Origin of the sequence: Calothrix sp. NIES-3974 (assembly GCF_002368395.1) — a bacterium.
In the GTDB taxonomy this organism is placed as follows: Bacteria; Cyanobacteriota; Cyanobacteriia; order Cyanobacteriales; family Nostocaceae; genus NIES-3974.
In genome coordinates this window covers 452,071-470,673 of sequence record NZ_AP018254.1, presented here as the reverse complement: position 1 = coordinate 470,673, position 18,603 = coordinate 452,071, and the positions used below count along the sequence as shown (strand labels likewise).

Genomic DNA, 18,603 nt, shown 5'->3' with positions numbered 1-18,603 from the left:
TTAACTTTCAAAATTATAGATTCACAGTAATTATAACGTTTACAATCCGTCAAATTCACATTAAATCAAAATATTTTGACCTGAAAAACTAAGTAATAAATTTCAGGTGAAATATAGGATAAATTTTGTTGATACACTTAGCTGATTGTATTAAACCTTCCCGAAAACAGAGAGCGTATCAGGTGTCCATTAATCCCATCAACAAAATCAATTTCCGCAATTGGCGGGGTGACCTATTTGGAGGTATTACTGCTGCCATTGTCGCTCTCCCCCTAGCCCTAGCCTTTGGGGTTGCTTCCGGTGCAGGAGCGATCGCGGGACTCCATGGAGCGATTATTGTCGGTTTTTTTGCAGCCCTATGTGGGGGAACACCAGCCCAAGTATCTGGTCCGACAGGACCGATGACGGTGGTGGTGACAAGTGTGATTGCCACCTTAGTCAGGCGTTATCCCGATACCGGGTTAGCAATGGCCTTTACCGTCATCATGTTAGGAGGGCTACTACAAATCCTGTTTGGGGTGATGCGTCTGGGACAATATATCACCCTCATGTCCTACACAGTTATTTCCGGCTTCATGTCTGGAATTGGTGTAATTATCATTTTACTAGAATTACCCCCTATATTAGGTCACGAGGGTTCAGGTGGAGTCGTAACCACCCTGCAAAAATTACCAACATATATCAGTAACCCCAACTGGATCGCAGTCGGTCTAGGATTGTTAACCCTGGTAATTGTTTTTGCCGTACCACCGAAACTGAATCGGGTTTTACCCTCTCCCCTACTGGCATTGGTAGTGGTGACAATTATCTCCGTCATTCTATTCAAAGATGCCAATATAGCTCGCATTGGTGAGATTCCCAGGGGATTACCCAGTTTGAAAATGCCCACCTTCACTCTGCCTGAGTTAGACGATATGCTCCGCTACGGATTGATGTTAGGGGTATTAGGAGCGATCGATTCTCTGTTAACCTCCCTGGTGGCTGACAATATTACCCGTACCCAACATGATTCGGACAAGGAATTGATTGGTCAGGGAATTGGTAACATGTTAGCAGGTCTGTTTGGGGGTTTACCCGGTGCTGGTGCAACGATGCGCACCGTGGTCAATGTCCAAGCTGGGGGGAGAACACCCCTATCGGGGATGATTCACGCCTTGGTATTACTATTAGTGGTATTTTGGGCAGGACCATTAACAGCCCAGATTCCCAATGCCGTCTTAGCTGGTTTATTACTGAAGGTCGGAATTGATATTCTCGACTGGGGATTTATCAAACGCGCTCCCCGTCTGTCTTTGAAAGGCACGGGCTTGATGTATTTAGTGCTATTTTTAACCGTATTTGTCGATTTAATTACAGCGGTACTGGTAGGAGCATTCATCGCCAATGTCCTGACAATTAAACGCCTTACTGATGTTCAAAGCGATAATATTCAAGTTATTACCGACTCCACTGAACGTGACAAACTTACCCCCGCCGAACAGAAAATTCTTACTGAAGCAAAGGGGGATATTTTATTACTGAAATTAGGTGGGCCAATGAGCTTTGGCGCAGCTAAAAGCATCTCCCGACGCATGTCCTTCGTGCAAAACTACCATGTACTGGTGTTAGATTTAACAGAAGTTCCCCACATTGGTGTGACAGCCGCATTAGCAATTGAATCAATAGTTGAGGATGCGATCGCTCACCACCGTCATATTTGGATTGTTGCCACTTCCCCCCAGGTACGATGGAGACTAGAACAATTAGATTTACAACGCTTTTGGGAAGTTCGTCAGGGAGAAAATCGCTGCCAAGCTCTAGAATCAGCATATAACCTAATTCAGAGGGGAAGCTTAACCTAATGGATACATGACCCCATTAACTAGGGCTTGCTGAAAAATGGTAAAACTTTTATATTGCAAGAATTAGAGGGAATTTCAGTCGTAAAAAGTGCTTTCCAAACAGGTATGAAAGGCTTAAAAACCTGGCATTTGTAATTTTTACAGCCCACTATAAAGTGGAACTGGAATGGTTAAAACGATTCCCTGTACAGACGCGACATGTCGCGTCTCTCCCTGTTCCCTACCCTCACGCTTCAGACTTTTACAGCAGACCCTAACTATTTTTATTTCCCTGCTTAATACTTGTAACTTGTTCAATAATTTGCGTAACTTTTTGCATATCCTGTAAATCATTCACATTACCATTAACCAAACAGGGTTCCTGGGAAAGCAGATCCATGTAAGTATGAAATGCTTGACGGTCTTCAGGATGTTTAGATATGTATTTCCGTAATTCGGTACGATTCATTAACTGAAAATTAATAGAATTCATAGGATTTTGGATTTTGGATTTTAGATTACTCTTCGGTCGATCCGCTAGCCTAAAGGCATGGCTTTCGCCAACGCGTCTATGGATTTTGGCGTTACTAAATAGCACCTGAATTTTATCCCATTTCCTCAAAATGTTGATACACCTTCTTACACAGCATCCCCTGCTTCCCGTCATGTATAAACTCCGAAGTAAGTAGATAGGTGCAATTAAAGATAAAACCGCAACGTCACCAATCATTCGGCGTAGAGACGACCCGACGGGTAGTCTCTACTCCCTGATCTGAACTACAATTTTTACCACCCACCGACTCAAAACGATATGACTTACTAAATATCTGTTGATTTAGAGAAACTGCCATCCCCCCTCTCGATCAACAATAATTTCGGTCTCCTCACCCACTAACATGTAAAGTAAATTAGTTCGCTCATCCATAGTTACGTATGAGACGGGTTTAGACATGCTAGTAACTTGTTCGCAGAGTATATAAAAAACAATTACTTGGGTAGCGCTAGGCAAATTCACTTTTTGTCTCTGGGTCTGGTGAAAGATTTAAACAAACTAACTTTTATCATCACAACAAAATCACTACCTATAAATCAAGCTAATTTGACTACAAAAAGCTTTTTATTTTCATTTATCACGATAAAAATTGAGAGATAATAACTATTCGGAAAACAGACGTTTCTGTAATTCTAAATACTTTTCTTGACTTAAACGATAGATTTCTGGTTCCGGTTTACCAACTAAATGCCCCTGAATATAGGTGACACCCATTTTGCGCAAAAGATTCAGACTAAAGGGACTAGTCTCGTCAACACCCTCCACAATCACACGAGCTGGACTTAGGGTATTAGCTGCTGCTAGTTCATGAACAAATTTGATAATAATTGGACTGGGTTGGTGAAAAAGAATTTCCCGATCAATTTTGATATGGGAAGCATTTAAACCAGCTAAACGGGAAACCGATGCATGACCAACCCCAAAATCATCAATTGCAAATCTAATATTAAAAGTACGGACAAATTCCAGTAACCGGTTTTTAAAAGCTTGTAAAGGATTATGTAATTTAATCCCGTCGATAAATTGGGGTAACTCGGTTTTTTCTGATATTTCTAAAATCAAATTTCGCGGAGTAATCACACCTTCGTGGATAATTTTGTGGAGGGTTTGAAAATATTCCGGATGCATCAATGATTCTGGATAGACATTCACCGACAGGGGAACCATATCACTTGCACGACGCTGTTTAGGGGGACGGGATTGACGGTAACTAGAGGTGGCAACTTTGAGGAAGTGTTGATCCAGTTCTACGATAAAACGGGAACCCCATAGTTCGGCTGCATGGAATAATTCAAACGGTGCGCATAGACTTTCAGGATTTCTTGCAAGAGCTTCCCAACCACAAATAAACAGGTCATTGGGGTCTAAATGCAAAACCGGTTCAAAGTAAACCACCATTTGCCGCAAGCGATCGCAAAATAATTCAAACCGACGTTGGTATAGCGATGGAGAAACAAACCCCAGATTACTTTTTAAATCATCGAGAATTTGTGCCTCTACCAAATTAGCTAAGTTCACAGGGGAAAGGTTTTGCTCTAACCCAAAAATCGAAGCTGATGTAAAGTTTGCCGCCGCTTGATAAAAACTAGCAATAATTCGTCCATAAATATCCGTCAGAAAATGGGAATCTACTGGTAATCCACCCACAACAATCGCTTCGACCTGAGATTGCATGGGAATCACGGCAAAAGCTTTATATTCCCGTCCCTGTTCGTAAAATTTGTATGTCCCGTGACAAGCTGGATCAAAAATGACTTCTGCGTGAATCGTGGATAAAAATTGGTTTTTTAAATCATCAGAAAAATTACTTAAATCGGTATCTGAGTGATTATATTTACTCAGGTGACTTTGACTGAGAATTTGCCATTCCTCTGCTTCTGTATAGCGAATCAAAAAGGCAAATTCCGCACCGGAGATATGACTCACAATATCTAAAACAACTTCCGGTATCAATACACCAGTAAGTCTAGAGCTATTTCCCTCTGACTGCAAACTCTTGACCAGTTTATGAATAAAGACTTCATAGGGTTCTAAAAAGTTATGTAAATAATTAGTTGACACACTAATCACATTGGTCGATTCAGTTGAATCTCCGGGAATTGAACCATGAGATGGGTTTTCTTGTTGACGAGCAAAACTTAAATGAAATTTTGGTGTTGAGGTCATAAATTATACGATACAAGCCTATTTTGTACCAGTAACTTCAGGATATCCTGGAAAACATGAAACTGCCCACTCCACTTAGGTGGTCTGTTTACAAATCCAGAAAAAACATTTTTCTATCCTACATTTTTGCAAGATAAGTTAACAATTAGTTAAAGTTACCATGAATATTATCTGGAGAAAGACTTGTCTCACCCCTCGTCAACTTTTTAACAAAGTCCGATGGGATTGTGAGAAAAAATCCTACTGGAGATCAATTAAGAGAATGTTGAGAAAATGCTAATTAGGGTCTGCTGTTCGCGAAGTGCAGCGCTAGCTGTAAAAGTCTTTTCGTGAGGGTAGGAAACAGTCCGTGATGGGAGTAGGGAGTAGGGAGTAGGGAATAGTTTGAAACCAACAATTCCACTTTTCATATGGCTAAAAAAAATTACAGATGCGAGGCTTTTTGAACTCTATAGGTCAGCAGGGTTCAGTGAAAGATAACTGTAGGTTGGCTTGAGGCTTTGCATAGACTGTTGATTTTGTGGAAATTTACCCATAAGTTCACACAAGACCAACAGCCCTACTCCTATCTACGAGGAATAATTGGTAAAAAAAACAACAAGTCTCCCTAATCTAACTGAGCAAACTCACAGATTCGATGAAAGGGACAATAGCGACAATGTTTGCCAGGGTTAGGGGGGAATATCTGACTAAATTGACCACTATTTTTGTATTTTTGCACGTCTTGATAATGCTTAGTAGCAATCAGAGCCAATTCACCTTCAACTTGATCTAATTCGCGATTACTAACTCGAATCACTTCAGACTTATGGCTATTTTCCAAATTATAAAAAGAGGCAATCATCCGATAACCCGGATACAAATAACGTGCAGCCAATAAATAAACTAAAGCTTGACGTTGATCAAAGGGGGATTTACCAGTTTTAAAATCCAGAATGTGCAGGGTATTATCCGGTTCCATGACCACACAATCCATCATGGCATATAGTCGAAATCGGTAATTTTTGCGGATAATCCAAATTGGCTTCGGAAAACCCTCATCCCCCCGCGTCATTAATAAAATCCGTTTGCGGCGCAGGATTGGCTTGGTATAATAACGGTGTAGAATGTTAAGGACGCGAGTACGCACCTGTACACTCAAACCATCTAACTCTAGAATCGATGCAACTCTCTCTACCCCGTCTGCTACTACAAATAAATCTCGATTGCGATGAAACTCGTAGACACCTTGCTGTGCAAGTAAGCCAATTTGTTGTGCGGCTGTAATTTGGCTTCGCAAAGCCTGTACCTCTGGTTCATTTTGCCGAGCCTTCATGAAACCCCGTCGCATTTGACAATGCCAATGTTGTTGTCCTTGATTCGGGACAACGAGAGACCACAGATGATAACTTGCAAATGGTCGCTCAAGATTGGACATTGCTAAGTTTTTGGGAAAAAACATTAAATTCGGTAATTACACCGTTGCACTTAAACCTTAACCATAGCTTAAATTTGCCACCATAAATGTGACATGGTGAACTTTTTATAAAAAATTAACCTCAATTATATTTTCCGCCAGCAGGAAGTAATAATGATGAATTCCGTTGTAGGTATAATCATATCCTTAATTGTAGCGATTTGGGTGAGCGCGATCGCAATTATCGCCTTTCAAAATCCCAATAACGTTTCCCTGAAGTTTCTCGGGATGGAATCAATTCAACTTCCCTTTGGGGTGTTACTTTCCTTCTGTGCTAGTGGGGGAATGGTGGGGATGGCGATTCTGGAATTAATTTTACGGGCTAGTAATAGTCGGCACAATCTTAGTCGTGATGATGACCCTGATTTTTTCACCGATGATGAGGTTTATTAGATGCTATTTTCCCGATTGTTCCTGATTTGATGACGGTTGAAAATCTTGATTAGTCCTTTGCTGCGTCAAAGTCAATGTTCCCAGCAATACAGCCGTTCCCAGCAAAAAAGCAACTACAGGACGTTGCATAAACAACAAATCACGGATAATTCTGGCCAAGGGATGGCTTTGTCGGCGCAGGGTTGTTGCTAAAGCTACTTGTTTAAACACAAAGGGGTCACGGACATAATGACCACTCTTACTGATGACAAATTTTTCTTGACAATACGGACAGGAAAACAAGCCGACACATGTCTTGACTTTTTCCGAATCGATATGGTGATGACAGAGGGGGCAAGTTAAGTAATGATTATCAAAGATGTGTGTATTCATCTACTTTGTCCGTTTAGTCCAATTACTCACTAATGCAAAATATTGAACGAATCATCGAGCTACGCGTGCATATATTCAGCGTTTTTCGGTTGTTTTTTATATATTTTAAGTGCTAGAGCAAAATGAATTGTACATTTACCGAAATCTCAACCTCCTTCTTCGTCTTTGCTTGGCTATACTAGCTAGCTCAAGACCTACAGTCTCTTTTTTCTCCTCTTCAGGATTGGCAAAAGCAAGGAATTGAGAAACTTCAGCAATCTCAGGATGTATTTGATTTTGCCTAACTACTTAATCTGAATTCACAATAATGGCTGCAAAACAGTTGTCAATTTCCCAGTTGAAAAAGAATAATCTGAAAAATAAAGTGCTAATCACATTCGGGTAAATACTGACCAAAGATAGCTGCACTCTATATTAGTAATTCACTTTCATTAAAACACTTTCATCATCAAAATGCTGCTGTTGGATATTTTTTTACAAAAGCTTAGTAAATTGCAACAATAAATATTGCTTGGGGATTTGTAGTTGTCGAACAGTCAAGCCATAACTGAAAATAAAGAATAGCATTCCCTTGGGGACACACCACTTTGCACCACTAATGAATACCTTGCCTCCAGATAAATTCAGGAAGTCGAATCAGCAAATTCGCAATTCTCCTCCTCTTGACTCAGTTTTTGCGTCCCTAACCCATTTCCTCAATCGTGTCCAAATTTCTCCAGAAACTGTTGTACTAGTTTTAGGGGTAATTATTGGCAGTAGCACAGGAATGGGGGTTGTCACGTTTCACTATTTGATCCAACTTTTCAGTTATACCCTGTACGAGCAGCTTTTGCTAGTGATTGGCGGATGGGGTATGTGGACTTTGGCGGTTGTACCCGTCATCGGTGGTATCGCCGTAGGTTTGATGCGCTGGCGGAGTCAAGATTTTGGCCCGAGTTTATCTTCACTGATTGCCGTATCCCAGGGGAATTCCCTCCAACGACCCCTGCGTCCCGTGATGAAAATGGTTGCAGCTGCTTTTTCCCTCGGTAGTGGTGCGTCCCTTGGTCCGGAAGGTCCAAGTGTGGAAATAGGGGCTAATTTTGGCATGTTACTGTCCCAAATTTTAAAAGTATCCCGTGAACGACAGCGTTTATTGTTAGGAGCTGGAGCAGCAGCTGGTCTCGCTGCTGGTTTTAATGCTCCCATTGCTGGGGTGTTTTTTGCCCTGGAAGTGGTATTAGGTGCGACATCTTTGGCAACCTCTGCCGTCAGTGTGGTGGTATTGGCAGCAGTTTTAGCTGCCTTAATTGCCCAAATTGGCTTGGGTTCCCAACCCGCATTTGCCCTCACCGCCTACCAAACCCGTGGTTTACTGGAGTTACCTCTGTACTTGGGCTTGGGATTAGCTGCGAGTCAGGTATCCTTGGCCTATACCCAAGCATTGAAATTCGCTAAGGCAAGTTTTGCCGGAAAGGTGAGCTATTTGAGTTGGTTGGGACGCATTCCCCGCTATTTTCATCCAACCCTGGGGGGTGTAATTGTTGGGGTGGTGGCTCTACAGTTCCCCCAAATTTTAGGTATTGGCTACAGCACAATTCAGGCAATGTTGCAAGGTATGGATATGTCTTGGCAATTATTGGCTGGATTACTAATTTGTAAATTACTCATGACAGCCATTAGTGCTGGTAGTGGATTTGTGGGGGGAGTATTTGCACCAGCGATGTTTTTAGGTGCGACCTTGGGTGTTTTTTATGCGAAAGTGATACATCTACTCATACCACAAGTATCGATGTATATGGCAGCACCGCCAGCCTACGCAATGGTCGGGATGGCTGCGGTTTTAGCTGCTAGCGTCCGCGCACCGTTGACATCCATCCTCCTATTGTTTGAGCTAACCCATGATTATCGCATTGTTTTACCCTTAATGGCAGCGGTGGGGTTGAGTTTTTGGTTGGTTGAGACAATCAAACCCCGCACTGATGCCAATAGCAACTTACAGCAAATCGGTTTATCGGAATTGGGGGATGACCATGCGGAAATAATTCATCAAATTACTGTCGCTCAAGCGATGCAGACTAACCCGATGATTTTACCCGCAACGATGAATATCCTGGAAACGGCTGTAGAAATGTCGCGATCGCGAATTCGCAGTGCATTAGTTATTGATGAGCAAAAACAATTAATTGGAATTATCTCTTTGGAAGATATTAACCGTTATCTGACAATCTGGCAGGAAAATCCCCAACCTCCATCCATTCCCATCCTCAAAGATATTTGCACAACTGAAATTATTTATGCCTATAGTGATGAATCCCTGTTCGAGGCATTAAATCGCATGACATTACGTGGTTTACACCAGCTACCTGTTGTGAAGCGTAACCACCATGAATCGATTTTAGGCCTACTTGAACGCAGCCAAATACCCCTTGCGTGTAATTTGACCCTTACCCGTAATCTTTTAGCAAATTTTCCAGTTGTTGTTCTCGAAAATGAACATCAAAACCCCCCCCTAACCCAACTTGAATATCAAGCAGTGGAGAAAACGAATCTAGCCGAGCCAAGAATAGATATACATGTTCCAGAACTAGAAGCTACGAATTTAGTCCTACAGCCAAATCCAACTCCCAGCTTGGATAACAATTGACGAACTCAATACTAATTAAATCTCTCTTCTACATCTGACAATGCAGTCAGCTGAACTGAGTTGTACCACTCGAAAATCGAGATAATGGATTGTTGCTTGCTAATTGAATTACAAACAACTAGACAGCATTCAAAAGTTATAAGTTAGGTATAATTAGCCATTAAGTCAATAGTCCAAGCGACTAATGACTCATGACCTACATAATTGCTTCAAGATTAAGCAGTTGCTTCAACAGTTTCGTCGTCTTCCCGTTCCTCAGAGTCTACCTGTCTGAGGCGAATATGTTTTTTGCCAAGGGTAATGATAAACTCATCGCCGGGGTGAAGACCCATCTGTTTTGTATAGGCAGAACCAATCAGCAAATTGCCATTAGATTGGACGCTGATGCGGTAGCTGGCACTACGACCACCGCGTCCATTTGCCCCTCCAGAAGTATCTAATTGAATGCCCTCAGCATCAATCAAGGCATTCAAGAATTTCATCATATTGACGCGCTCAATACCGTTTTTGGTGACGGTATAGTAGCCACACTGTTTCGCTTTTTCTTCCTTACTCAAGGATTCTAGCTCTTTGACTTTCTTGAGTAATTCTTCACCGACTAGGGGTTCAATTTTTTTCTGTTTAGCCATCAACTTCAATTGTCCATTAAAGATGTAATTGGTTGAATCGATTTTATTTTAACTGATGATTTGCTAAGGTGAGCATTGGCAGTTTTATTTTTAGATCAACCTAGCCAAGTATATTACACAAGTAGGTAAAAATGTTGCCCAATTGGTATTTTTTTTCGGAAAATTTTACAGTTAGATTCCATCAGCCAATTATCATCTAGAAGTCTGGTTTGATTTTTGAATCTAGCTGTTGAGATTTGGGTCTTGGGGGTAGGGAGTTGGGTGGAATATTTAAGTTGTAATCTGGTATTTCCCATTGTTTGGGAGATAACTCTATGGTTCGTTGTTTAAGTTCAATTACAAAAAGCAAAGAAGGTTATAGGAATCTGGTTGGGCGATTGAATCTATCTATTGAATTCAGAAAATCTAGAGACGACCCATCGGGTCGTCTCTAGCCGATGGGTCGTCCCTCGGGGTTAGTCGGCAGATGATTTTGATTGCTACTTTAGAAAGATGGCACAATTCAGTTATTTTTTAGTCAATGAAATTAACAACCAAGGGACATTACAGTGTCAAAGCCCTATTAGATTTGAGTTTACAGGTTCCCGGTGTACCAGTGACAACAAAAGCGATCGCAACTCGTCAGGATATTCCTGCTCCTTACCTAGAGAAGCTATTAATCGAAATGCGACGTGCGGGATTGGTAAAATCTATCCGTGGTAGTGTTGGTGGTTATCTGTTAGCTAAACCTCCATCCCAAATCACAATTGGGGAAATATTGGAAGCGGTGGGTGAAAATATTAGTCACATTCCCCAAATGTCTCACCTTCCTCACCATGCTGAGGATTGGGTGACGCTATCCCTGTGGCGACGTTTAAATCAAAAATTAAAGGAAGCACTATATAATATTACTCTGGCTGACCTTTATTATGATGCCCGTAGTTGGCAAGCATCCCTGGGAGAAGAGGCAAGTTTTATTATTTAAATTCAGCAAGACTATACCAATTTCAAAAAAGAATGGAAAAGATGGAAAGATGAAACTCTGATACAACAATGGTTTCCCAATTCCAAATCCACAATTCATGGACGCACATAGTGCAGTGTTTTCTGCAACAACGCCTTGCAGTGTACACTCCTGACAAAGATTAATCCCAAATCGTATTAGGTAGGGTTGTTGCGGTGTACACTCCTGACAAAGAGTAATCCAAAATCCAAAATCATATTAGGTAGGGTTGTTAATGAGTTATGGGGTTCTAGTTGTTGTTATTGCCGCAATTCTAGACTATTTGATTGCTGACCCCATTGGTTGGTTACACCCCGTCCAGGTGATGGGATGGTTTATTTCTCAGTTAAGTCAGTTGGCATTTAAATATTGCCAAACTCCATTAACTCAAAGAATTGCCGGGATTTTACTTGGCTTAATTGTGATTATCGGTAGTCTGCTAATCAGTCTAGGTATAACCAGAATTGCCCATCAACTCCATCCCCGTTGCGGCATATTTATTGAAAGTGTAATGTTGGCAAGTTGTTTTGCTGGTAAAGGTTTACGAAATGCCGCGAACCTGGTAATCTCACCTTTAATTGCTGGCGATATTGACCAAGCACGAACTATTTTGAGTCAATATGTAGGACGAGACACGGAAAATCTGTCATCTGCTGAGATTTATCGTGCAGTTTTAGAAACAGTGACGGAAAATGCCACCGATGGGGTTACGGCTCCCCTATTTTATGCCATCGTTGGTTTATTTATTCCTACTATTGGCGCTGTACCGATGGCGTTTGCCTATAAGGCTAGTAGTACCCTAGATTCAATGATCGGCTATCGCCAACCACCCTACACCTATCTCGGAACCTTTAGCGCCAAACTGGAAGATTTTTTCACTTGGCTTCCCTGTCGCTTCACAGTCCTAACTTTAGGTTTAATTTCATTGCGACCTCTACAGGTATGGCGAATCTGTCAACGGGATGCACCCAATGACCCCAGTCCCAATTCGGGATGGAGTGAATGTGTCTACGCAGCCATTTTAGGGGTACAAGTTGGTGGTAAAAATACCTATCGCGGTGTAGTCAAGGAAAAACCACTATTAGGTGATAATCTCCGACCAATTACCAGTGATGTCATCAATCAAGCTTTAGATTTGACTCGCACATGTGTTTTGGTTTGGCTGGGATTACTAGTAATTTGGGGAGTGGGGAGTAGGAAGTAGGAAATCCCAGCAAAATCATCCCATCTATGCACACCCAACAATCCCATCATTTTGGTAAGTACAGCTTTGCATAAAGTTCGTAGCGTCATTGAGTCTCCCAAAGTTTTACCGATTAGGTTGTTTATTTCGTCACTGATCTACGAAATGCTGTAGTAAGTCCCTAAACCCTCCTTCGCATAACCGGAACCTCCCACAAAAGGAAAACGTCACCAAAAAGCAAGGGAATGTTCCCGGATATTCTTGACAGCAGGAAACAATTTCCGATCATGTCATAAACTTGATCTACGTGTTTTCTTATGATTTTTAACTGACAGTGCCCTCAAATTATGCCTTAGTACATGAATGGCTTACTCCTAAAGCCACTGGTGGTTCAGAACTCGTCGTGCGTGAGATTCTGAATCATATCGATGCGGATTTGTACGCGCTGATCGACTTTGAATCAACTAATCCGGATAGTTATCTCTATCAAAAGACAATTGGTACTACTTTTCTTCAACATTTTCCCGGCGCTCGTCAAGGCGTACAAAAATACTTGCCTTTATTACCTTTGGCCATAGAACAATTGGATTTACGGCAGTATGAGGTGATTTTATCCTCCTCCCATGCTGTAGCCAAAGGGTTGTTAACAACGCCAGACCAACTACATATTTGTTATTGCCATAGTCCCATGCGTTATGCGTGGGATTTAACGTTTGATTACCTCAAGGCTAGTCGAATCGGTAGGGGTGTACCAGGATGGTTTGTGCGTATGTTACTACATCAATTACGCCAATGGGATGTTGTGTCGGCGAATCGTGTCGATTATTTTATAGCCAATTCCCAGCATACCCGCAGGCGAATTTGGCGTTGTTATCATCGTCACGCTGAGGTAATTTATCCACCCGTACAAGTGGATAAATTTCCATTAGTGGAGGAAAAAGAAGAGTTTTATCTCACCGTCTCCCGGTTAGTGAGTTATAAGCAAGTATCTTTAATAGTCAATGCCTTTAATCAAAATCAAAAACCATTGGTAATAATTGGTACTGGTCCTGAGATGGGAAAAATCCGTAGCATCGCCAAATCTAATATCCAAATCATGGGGTGGCAACCAGATGAGGTGGTCAAGCAGTACATGGGTAAAGCCAAAGCCTTTGTTTATGCAGCTTGTGAAGATTTTGGTATTGCCTTGGTGGAAGCCCAAGCATCGGGAACACCGGTGATTGCCTACGGAGTTGGTGGTGCAGCCGAGACAGTTCGTGATTTGCGCTACTCCCCCCCCCATACCGGGACAGGTATATTATTCAGCGAACAGACAGAAGCCGCTTTAATTGAAGCGGTAGAACTGTTTGAAGCCCATCGCCATCAATTCGATCCAGAATATGCGCGATCGCACGCAGTCCAATTTGATGCTTCATGTTTTGCGCGCAATTATCTTGAATATGTAGATAAATGCAAACAAAAACAACAAAAATTCCCTTTCTCCGGCTCTTTTGCAATGCTTTCCCAGAATAATGGATGCAACAGCATCCGCAAAAAAGCTTAAGATTGGGACTATGTGTGGTGTGGATAAATAAGGAGTATGATGACTGCTCAGAGTTCGCTCCTCTCCGGTAAACGATTCCCGAAGCAGCCTAACAGTACGGCTGATCGTAGTACTGTTACGGACAAAGGTGGATTTAACCAAGGTAGCGCTAGTCAGTCGTTAACACGAGCAAAATCGGGCAATAGGCGTTTGCCCTCAATCCGACGTGTGTTAACGTACCGAAGAATGGCGCGGTGGCAAAAACCACTTTGGATAGGAATGTCCCCTGCCAATTGGAAACAAGGACAAGCTCTCTCAAATCTCAAGCTTGTACCGAAACATCCGGCGTTTCCAGACATTAACGGAGAGTTTGCTAAAAGATTATTTGACATTGTTTTTTCGTTGTTCGTACTGGTGGTTTTTTCCCCCGTTTACCTCATCATTGCCCTGATTATTGCCCTCAGTTCCCCTGGACCAATTTTTTATGTCCAAGAGCGGGTTGGCAAAAATCATCGGCGCTTCAATTGCATCAAATTTCGGACAATGGTTTGTAACGCGGATGCAGTCCTATCGGAAATGATGGAAAATTGCCCCCACTTACGGGCTGAGTTTGAAGATTGTTTTAAGCTCAAGCAAGACCCTCGCATCACGCCTATCGGTCGATTTTTGCGAATTACTAGCCTTGATGAATTTCCCCAATTCTGGAATGTCCTGAAGGGGGATATGAGCGTAGTCGGAGCTCGTCCCCTTGTCCCGGAGGAGTTACCGAAATATGGTCATCATATCGATGAAATTTTGACCTATCGACCCGGTATTACTGGTCTATGGCAGGTTTCTGGACGAAACGACATTCCCTACCCCCGTCGAGTCCAAATTGATTTGCATTACACCCGGTTTCGGACCTTTCTCCTCGACCTCCAGATTGTGATCAAAACCATTGGTGTGGTGCTAATTCCCAAAAATAACGGAGCTTATTAGATGCGTATCATGTCATGTTCGGTAGTATGACCATAATCAAAACTTACTTGAAACCTTGGTGTCTTCACGGCTACCCTACAGGAACCCTTAACGGCAATTAGGTGAGTTTATCTGTGGTCAGCGGACATGATATTATTCCTTCTAGCGATAGGTTATGTCAGGCATAAAAACCTGGCATTTGTAATTTTTTGGGTCTTGTGAAAAGTGGAATCCGTAGGGTTTAAACTATTCCTGTATAGACGCACATGTCGCGTCTGTACTGCCTACTCCCTACCTTCATGAAAAGACTTTTACAGTTGATCCGACGTTAGAGTAATCCAAAATCTAAAATCCCAAATCCCATAACCTAACGACCGAGGAGGGAACCATACAAATCTGGACGGCGATCGCGGAAAAAACCCATCTCCGCCTGAAATTCTCCCTGGGCATGAAAATCCAATTCCGCCGTAATTATACAGTTATCCTCTCCACCCCCATCGGCAATAATCTCACCTCGGTAATCAGCAATAAAGGAAGTACCATAAAAGTCCATTTCCCCCTCCTGACCGACTCGATTTGCGGCTCCAATATATACCGAATTAGCCACTGCGTGTCCCACCATTACCCGTCGCCACAGGGCACTGGTATTAATTGCACCCGCTTCCTCTGGCTCCGAACCAATTGCTGAAGGATACAACAGCAAACCAGCCCCCATTAACGCCATTGCCCTAGCACATTCTGGAAACCATTGATCCCAACAGATGGCCACCCCAATCTTGCCGTAGCGGGTATCATAACAGCGAAATCCCGTATCTCCCGGTGCGAAATAGTACTTTTCCTCATACCAGGGACCATCGGGAATATGAGCCTTACGGTAAACACCTAAATCCTTGCCATCCGCATCAAACACCACCACGCTATTGAAATAAGCAGTGCGATCGCGTTCAAAAAAACTCACAGGTAGGACAACTTGTAATTCGGCTGCTAATTCCTGGAATACCCCCAGAAAGGAATGGTCATCCCGGGGTTGAGCCAAGGCAAAGTATTCCCCTCGCTCCCTTTGGGGAAAATAATGATTGGCAAACAGTTCCGGCATCAAAATCACCTGCGCTCCTTCCTGGGCTGCTTTTCTAATGGCAATGGTCATTTTGGCGACATTATCCTCGGTTTTTGGAGCAAAGGAGCTTTGTATGATTCCTAACTTCATTTGTCGTTATACCCTGAGTTGGATTTTGGATTTTAGATGTTGGATTGGGAATCCCTTTGTGATTTTTATGTAGTAAAGATGTAGCACTGCTACGTTTCTACCATGATTGTGGTTTGAATACAAAATGTAAATAAACACCCATTTGATTTTGACAGACTATTATCCCTGGGGTACTTGCTGCGCCAAACAGTTGAAAATACCCCCCCCATACTGCAAAATCGACCTCGCTGGCAAACTTACCACCTGATGGTTAGGGAAGCAACCGCTAATAATTTGGTGTGCCACTTCATCCGCCGGGTCAGCAAAAGCAGGTACAATGACGCTACGGCTTGTAGTATAAAAGTTGGCATAATTGGCACAACTTAATTCAGTGAAATCTCCATCCACAGCAAATTCAATGGTTTGCTCCGGTAAGGGAAGACAAAGCAAACAACTCCCATCGAACTCCCGGCTTAACTGCTGATAATTTTCCTGTAACACTTGATAATGGGGATTGTGCGGGTTCTCCGTGTGATTAATCAAAATATGACCACTAGGGGTAAAACGGGCAACCATATCAATATGACCATCCGTGTGATCACCAACCAACCCCTGATCCAACCACACTAGTTTTTCCAACCCAAAATAATCTTTGATAATTTGGCTGAATTCCCCTTCATCCAATCCCGAACGATTGGGATTTAACAAACAGGAGCGAGTTGTCATTCCATTACCCCTACCGTCCACCTCCACTGCTCCCCCCTCTAAAATAATCGGTACATCAAAAAAATTACTGACACCCGTAAGTTCCATCAGTTGATAACCAACTTCGCTGTCATGATGATGGGAAAACTTACCACCCCAACCATTAAACTGCCACTTGACAGCGATTAATTGCTGAGTATTTTTACTGATGAGGTGAATCGGAGCAATGTCGCGCATCCACACATCATTCAGGGGTAAAGTGACTACACGTAGATTCCCTGCATGGGCCAAGTCCAACTGCAAAGCTCCTTGAAGCTCGGTAAAACTAGCCTCTTCCCCCGGAGCGACAATCAACAGTACAGGTTCATCTACCACAATTTGCTGCAAAAAACCCATAAATTCCCGTCGCACCGGGAGCAATCCACCTTGCCACTCCTCTTCCTGGAAGGGGAAAGCCAGTATTGTTAATTGGTGGGGCATCCATTGAGCCGGCATATAAAAGCCTTGCTCCTTCGCATTACCATTCAGCCTTGGCATCGGCAAACATTATCCCAGATTCAGATTAAACCGTGACATATTACCACACAGACTAGGACGAGCAACTTAATTTCCCTTTGCAAAAAAACGCATAAATTTATGCAATCTTCACAATTTACAGTAATAATTTAATTTTTAATCAAAATCAGCGACTTTGCCCAGGGTGGGAACATTCCTGACAGTTAGGCTAGTATGGGTTGAGCAAATATAGACATTTCCCGTAAGTGGATTTACCAACCCAGTCAAGGCAGGCTACCAATACTAGTAGTTTTTCGATTGGGAAATCAAGCCTTTGCTTGCTAACTTATACCAGGTTGCATGTGTCTATAATTCTTCATTAACACTACAAGGAATATTTAGCATGACGCAAAAAAAGCGAGCGCTGATTACTGGTATCACTGGTCAAGATGGTTCCTATTTAAGTGAATTTTTATTAGAACAAGGGTACGAAGTCCACGGTATTATTCGTCGTACCTCCACATTTAACACCGATCGGATTGATCACGTTTACGAAGACCCCCATAAGGAGGGTGCCCGTTTATTTTTACATTATGGTGACTTGACCGATGGTACTACCCTGCGTCGAATTTTAGAAGAAGTTCAGCCTGTAGAAATTTATAATCTTGGTGCCCAGTCCCATGTGCGTGTTAGCTTTGATTCCCCTGAATATACAGTAGATTCCGTCGGCATGGGAGTATTAAGGCTCCTAGAAGCTATCCGTGATTACCAGCAGCGTACAGGAATTCAAGTCCGTTTCTATCAAGCAGGTTCTTCGGAGATGTTTGGTTTGGTGCAGGCAGTACCCCAAAAAGAAGATACTCCCTTTTATCCCCGTAGTCCCTACGCTTGTGCAAAAGTTTACGGTCACTGGCAAACCGTTAATTACCGTGAATCCTATAATTTGTTTGCTTGTAATGGAATTTTGTTTAACCACGAATCACCTCGTCGTGGGGAAACCTTCGTTACCCGCAAAATTACGATGGCTGTAGCTCGAATTGTCGCTGGTAGACAGAATAAACTTTACATGGGTAATCTGGATGCCAAGCGTGATTGGGGTTATGCCAAGGATTACGTCAGGGCAATGTGGTTAATGTTGCAGCAAGATGAGCCAGACGATTACGTGATTGCGACAGGCGAAACCCACACTGTGCGGGAATTTTTGGATTTAGCCTTTAATTATGTGAACTTGAATTGGCAAGATTATGTCGAATTCGACGAGCGTTATTTACGTCCTGCGGAGGTTGACTTATTGATTGGTGATGCGACTAAAGCCAGACAAAAATTGGGTTGGACACCATCGGTAACATTTGAACAACTTGTCGCTCTGATGGTAGAAGCGGATTTACGGGCATTAGGTTTATCATCGCCGAATAATAAACTGGCTGATGTGGTGAAAGATAATGCGATGGTGCGTCAAGAGTTGGGTGTGTTGCATTTTTAAGCTAATTCGTAGTTTGTAATTCGTAGTTCGTAATTAGTAATTCGTAATAGCCTACGTAATTACGAATTATCAATG

General features: G+C 42.5%; 17 protein-coding genes. 8 read left to right on the top strand and 9 right to left on the bottom strand.

Annotation, left to right across the window (positions count from 1 at the left end; translation table 11 throughout):
- Window positions 1–182: 182 nt before the first annotated feature.
- Window positions 183–1,841 carry a SulP family inorganic anion transporter gene (locus CDC37_RS01785; protein ID WP_096620211.1) on the top strand — a complete coding sequence of 553 codons (1,659 nt, stop codon included), beginning with the start codon at window positions 183–185 and terminating at the stop codon, window positions 1,839–1,841.
- Window positions 1,842–2,094: 253 nt separating this feature from the next.
- Here CDC37_RS01785 and CDC37_RS01780 read toward each other — a convergent pair whose 3' ends face one another.
- The 5 genes from CDC37_RS01780 to CDC37_RS01770 all read right to left on the bottom strand — a co-directional run bounded on the left by CDC37_RS01780 (window position 2,095) and on the right by CDC37_RS01770 (window position 5,956).
- The gene (locus tag CDC37_RS01780) at window positions 2,095–2,313 is read right to left on the bottom strand and encodes a DUF6887 family protein (protein WP_096620210.1); all 219 of its coding nucleotides are present in this window, start codon (window positions 2,311–2,313) and stop codon (window positions 2,095–2,097) included.
- Between the two features lie 226 nt (window positions 2,314–2,539).
- Window positions 2,540–2,671: a hypothetical protein gene (locus CDC37_RS25370; RefSeq protein WP_255408880.1), complete on the bottom strand. Its 132-nt coding sequence runs from the start codon at window positions 2,669–2,671 to the stop codon at window positions 2,540–2,542.
- The gene (locus CDC37_RS25690) at window positions 2,656–2,772 is read right to left on the bottom strand and encodes a DUF6888 family protein (RefSeq protein WP_442861058.1); all 117 of its coding nucleotides are present in this window, start codon (window positions 2,770–2,772) and stop codon (window positions 2,656–2,658) included. Before CDC37_RS25690 ends, CDC37_RS25370 begins: the two co-directional genes overlap by 16 nt.
- Before the next feature lie 204 nt (window positions 2,773–2,976).
- A complete protein-coding gene (locus CDC37_RS01775; RefSeq protein ID WP_096620209.1) occupies window positions 2,977–4,539 on the bottom strand; it encodes an EAL domain-containing protein in 1,563 nt (520 codons plus the stop codon).
- Window positions 4,540–5,146: 607 nt separating this feature from the next.
- Window positions 5,147–5,956 (bottom strand): PD-(D/E)XK nuclease family protein, encoded by an 810-nt coding sequence (locus CDC37_RS01770; protein WP_096625815.1) that lies wholly within the window; start codon window positions 5,954–5,956, stop codon window positions 5,147–5,149.
- A gap of 153 nt (window positions 5,957–6,109) precedes the next feature.
- Here CDC37_RS01770 and CDC37_RS01765 point away from each other — a divergent pair, with 153 nt between their 5' ends.
- On the top strand, window positions 6,110–6,388 hold the full coding sequence (locus CDC37_RS01765; RefSeq protein WP_231943189.1) for a DUF1049 domain-containing protein: 279 nt from the start codon (window positions 6,110–6,112) through the stop codon (window positions 6,386–6,388).
- A gap of 3 nt (window positions 6,389–6,391) precedes the next feature.
- Here CDC37_RS01765 and CDC37_RS01760 read toward each other — a convergent pair whose 3' ends face one another.
- The gene (locus CDC37_RS01760; protein ID WP_096620208.1) at window positions 6,392–6,760 is read right to left on the bottom strand and encodes a hypothetical protein; all 369 of its coding nucleotides are present in this window, start codon (window positions 6,758–6,760) and stop codon (window positions 6,392–6,394) included.
- A 598-nt stretch (window positions 6,761–7,358) separates the two neighbouring features.
- Here CDC37_RS01760 and CDC37_RS01755 point away from each other — a divergent pair.
- On the top strand, window positions 7,359–9,386 hold the full coding sequence (locus CDC37_RS01755; protein WP_096620207.1) for a chloride channel protein: 2,028 nt from the start codon (window positions 7,359–7,361) through the stop codon (window positions 9,384–9,386).
- A gap of 215 nt (window positions 9,387–9,601) precedes the next feature.
- On the opposite strand, the gene CDC37_RS01750 is transcribed toward CDC37_RS01755, so the two are convergent.
- A complete protein-coding gene (locus tag CDC37_RS01750) occupies window positions 9,602–10,015 on the bottom strand; it encodes an AbrB family transcriptional regulator (protein WP_096620206.1) in 414 nt (137 codons plus the stop codon).
- Window positions 10,016–10,535: 520 nt separating this feature from the next.
- Between CDC37_RS01750 and CDC37_RS01745 the strand changes: the two genes are divergently transcribed.
- From CDC37_RS01745 to CDC37_RS01730, 4 genes are all read left to right on the top strand, one after another.
- Window positions 10,536–10,979, top strand: coding sequence for an Rrf2 family transcriptional regulator (locus CDC37_RS01745; RefSeq protein WP_096620205.1), 444 nt, complete (start codon window positions 10,536–10,538; stop codon window positions 10,977–10,979).
- Window positions 10,980–11,232: 253 nt separating this feature from the next.
- Window positions 11,233–12,201 carry an adenosylcobinamide-phosphate synthase CbiB gene (gene cbiB / locus CDC37_RS01740; protein ID WP_096620204.1) on the top strand — a complete coding sequence of 323 codons (969 nt, stop codon included), beginning with the start codon at window positions 11,233–11,235 and terminating at the stop codon, window positions 12,199–12,201.
- A gap of 313 nt (window positions 12,202–12,514) precedes the next feature.
- Complete coding sequence (locus CDC37_RS01735) at window positions 12,515–13,723, top strand: glycosyltransferase (RefSeq protein WP_096620203.1); 1,209 nt, start codon at window positions 12,515–12,517, stop codon at window positions 13,721–13,723.
- Window positions 13,724–13,762: 39 nt separating this feature from the next.
- Window positions 13,763–14,680 (top strand): sugar transferase, encoded by a 918-nt coding sequence (locus CDC37_RS01730; RefSeq protein ID WP_096625811.1) that lies wholly within the window; start codon window positions 13,763–13,765, stop codon window positions 14,678–14,680.
- Window positions 14,681–15,026: 346 nt separating this feature from the next.
- Here the strand turns inward: CDC37_RS01730 and CDC37_RS01725 are convergent, their stop codons facing one another.
- On the bottom strand, window positions 15,027–15,866 hold the full coding sequence (locus tag CDC37_RS01725) for a nitrilase-related carbon-nitrogen hydrolase (RefSeq protein ID WP_096620202.1): 840 nt from the start codon (window positions 15,864–15,866) through the stop codon (window positions 15,027–15,029).
- 159 nt (window positions 15,867–16,025) lie between these two features.
- Complete coding sequence (locus tag CDC37_RS01720) at window positions 16,026–17,087, bottom strand: agmatine deiminase family protein (protein ID WP_231943188.1); 1,062 nt, start codon at window positions 17,085–17,087, stop codon at window positions 16,026–16,028.
- A 361-nt stretch (window positions 17,088–17,448) separates the two neighbouring features.
- On the opposite strand from CDC37_RS01720, the gene gmd reads away from it, so the two are divergent.
- A complete protein-coding gene (gmd, locus tag CDC37_RS01715) occupies window positions 17,449–18,528 on the top strand; it encodes a GDP-mannose 4,6-dehydratase (protein ID WP_096620200.1) in 1,080 nt (359 codons plus the stop codon).
- Window positions 18,529–18,603: the final 75 nt, after the last annotated feature.

Excerpts from the sequence above, each read along its gene's own strand:
- CDC37_RS01780 (WP_096620210.1), bottom strand. The coding sequence starts at position 2,313 with ATGAATTCTATTAATTTTCAGTTAATGAATCGTACCGAATTACGGAAA.
- CDC37_RS25370 (WP_255408880.1), bottom strand. The coding sequence starts at position 2,671 with ATGGCAGTTTCTCTAAATCAACAGATATTTAGTAAGTCATATCGTTTT.
- CDC37_RS25690 (WP_442861058.1), bottom strand. The coding sequence starts at position 2,772 with ATGTCTAAACCCGTCTCATACGTAACTATGGATGAGCGAACTAATTTA.
- CDC37_RS01775 (WP_096620209.1), bottom strand. The coding sequence starts at position 4,539 with ATGACCTCAACACCAAAATTTCATTTAAGTTTTGCTCGTCAACAAGAA.
- CDC37_RS01770 (WP_096625815.1), bottom strand. The coding sequence starts at position 5,956 with ATGTCCAATCTTGAGCGACCATTTGCAAGTTATCATCTGTGGTCTCTC.
- CDC37_RS01765 (WP_231943189.1), top strand. The coding sequence starts at position 6,110 with ATGATGAATTCCGTTGTAGGTATAATCATATCCTTAATTGTAGCGATT.
- CDC37_RS01760 (WP_096620208.1), bottom strand. The coding sequence starts at position 6,760 with ATGAATACACACATCTTTGATAATCATTACTTAACTTGCCCCCTCTGT.
- CDC37_RS01755 (WP_096620207.1), top strand. The coding sequence starts at position 7,359 with ATGAATACCTTGCCTCCAGATAAATTCAGGAAGTCGAATCAGCAAATT.
- CDC37_RS01750 (WP_096620206.1), bottom strand. The coding sequence starts at position 10,015 with ATGGCTAAACAGAAAAAAATTGAACCCCTAGTCGGTGAAGAATTACTC.
- CDC37_RS01745 (WP_096620205.1), top strand. The coding sequence starts at position 10,536 with ATGAAATTAACAACCAAGGGACATTACAGTGTCAAAGCCCTATTAGAT.
- cbiB (WP_096620204.1), top strand. The coding sequence starts at position 11,233 with ATGAGTTATGGGGTTCTAGTTGTTGTTATTGCCGCAATTCTAGACTAT.
- CDC37_RS01730 (WP_096625811.1), top strand. The coding sequence starts at position 13,763 with ATGACTGCTCAGAGTTCGCTCCTCTCCGGTAAACGATTCCCGAAGCAG.
- CDC37_RS01725 (WP_096620202.1), bottom strand. The coding sequence starts at position 15,866 with ATGAAGTTAGGAATCATACAAAGCTCCTTTGCTCCAAAAACCGAGGAT.
- CDC37_RS01720 (WP_231943188.1), bottom strand. The coding sequence starts at position 17,087 with ATGCCAAGGCTGAATGGTAATGCGAAGGAGCAAGGCTTTTATATGCCG.
- gmd (WP_096620200.1), top strand. The coding sequence starts at position 17,449 with ATGACGCAAAAAAAGCGAGCGCTGATTACTGGTATCACTGGTCAAGAT.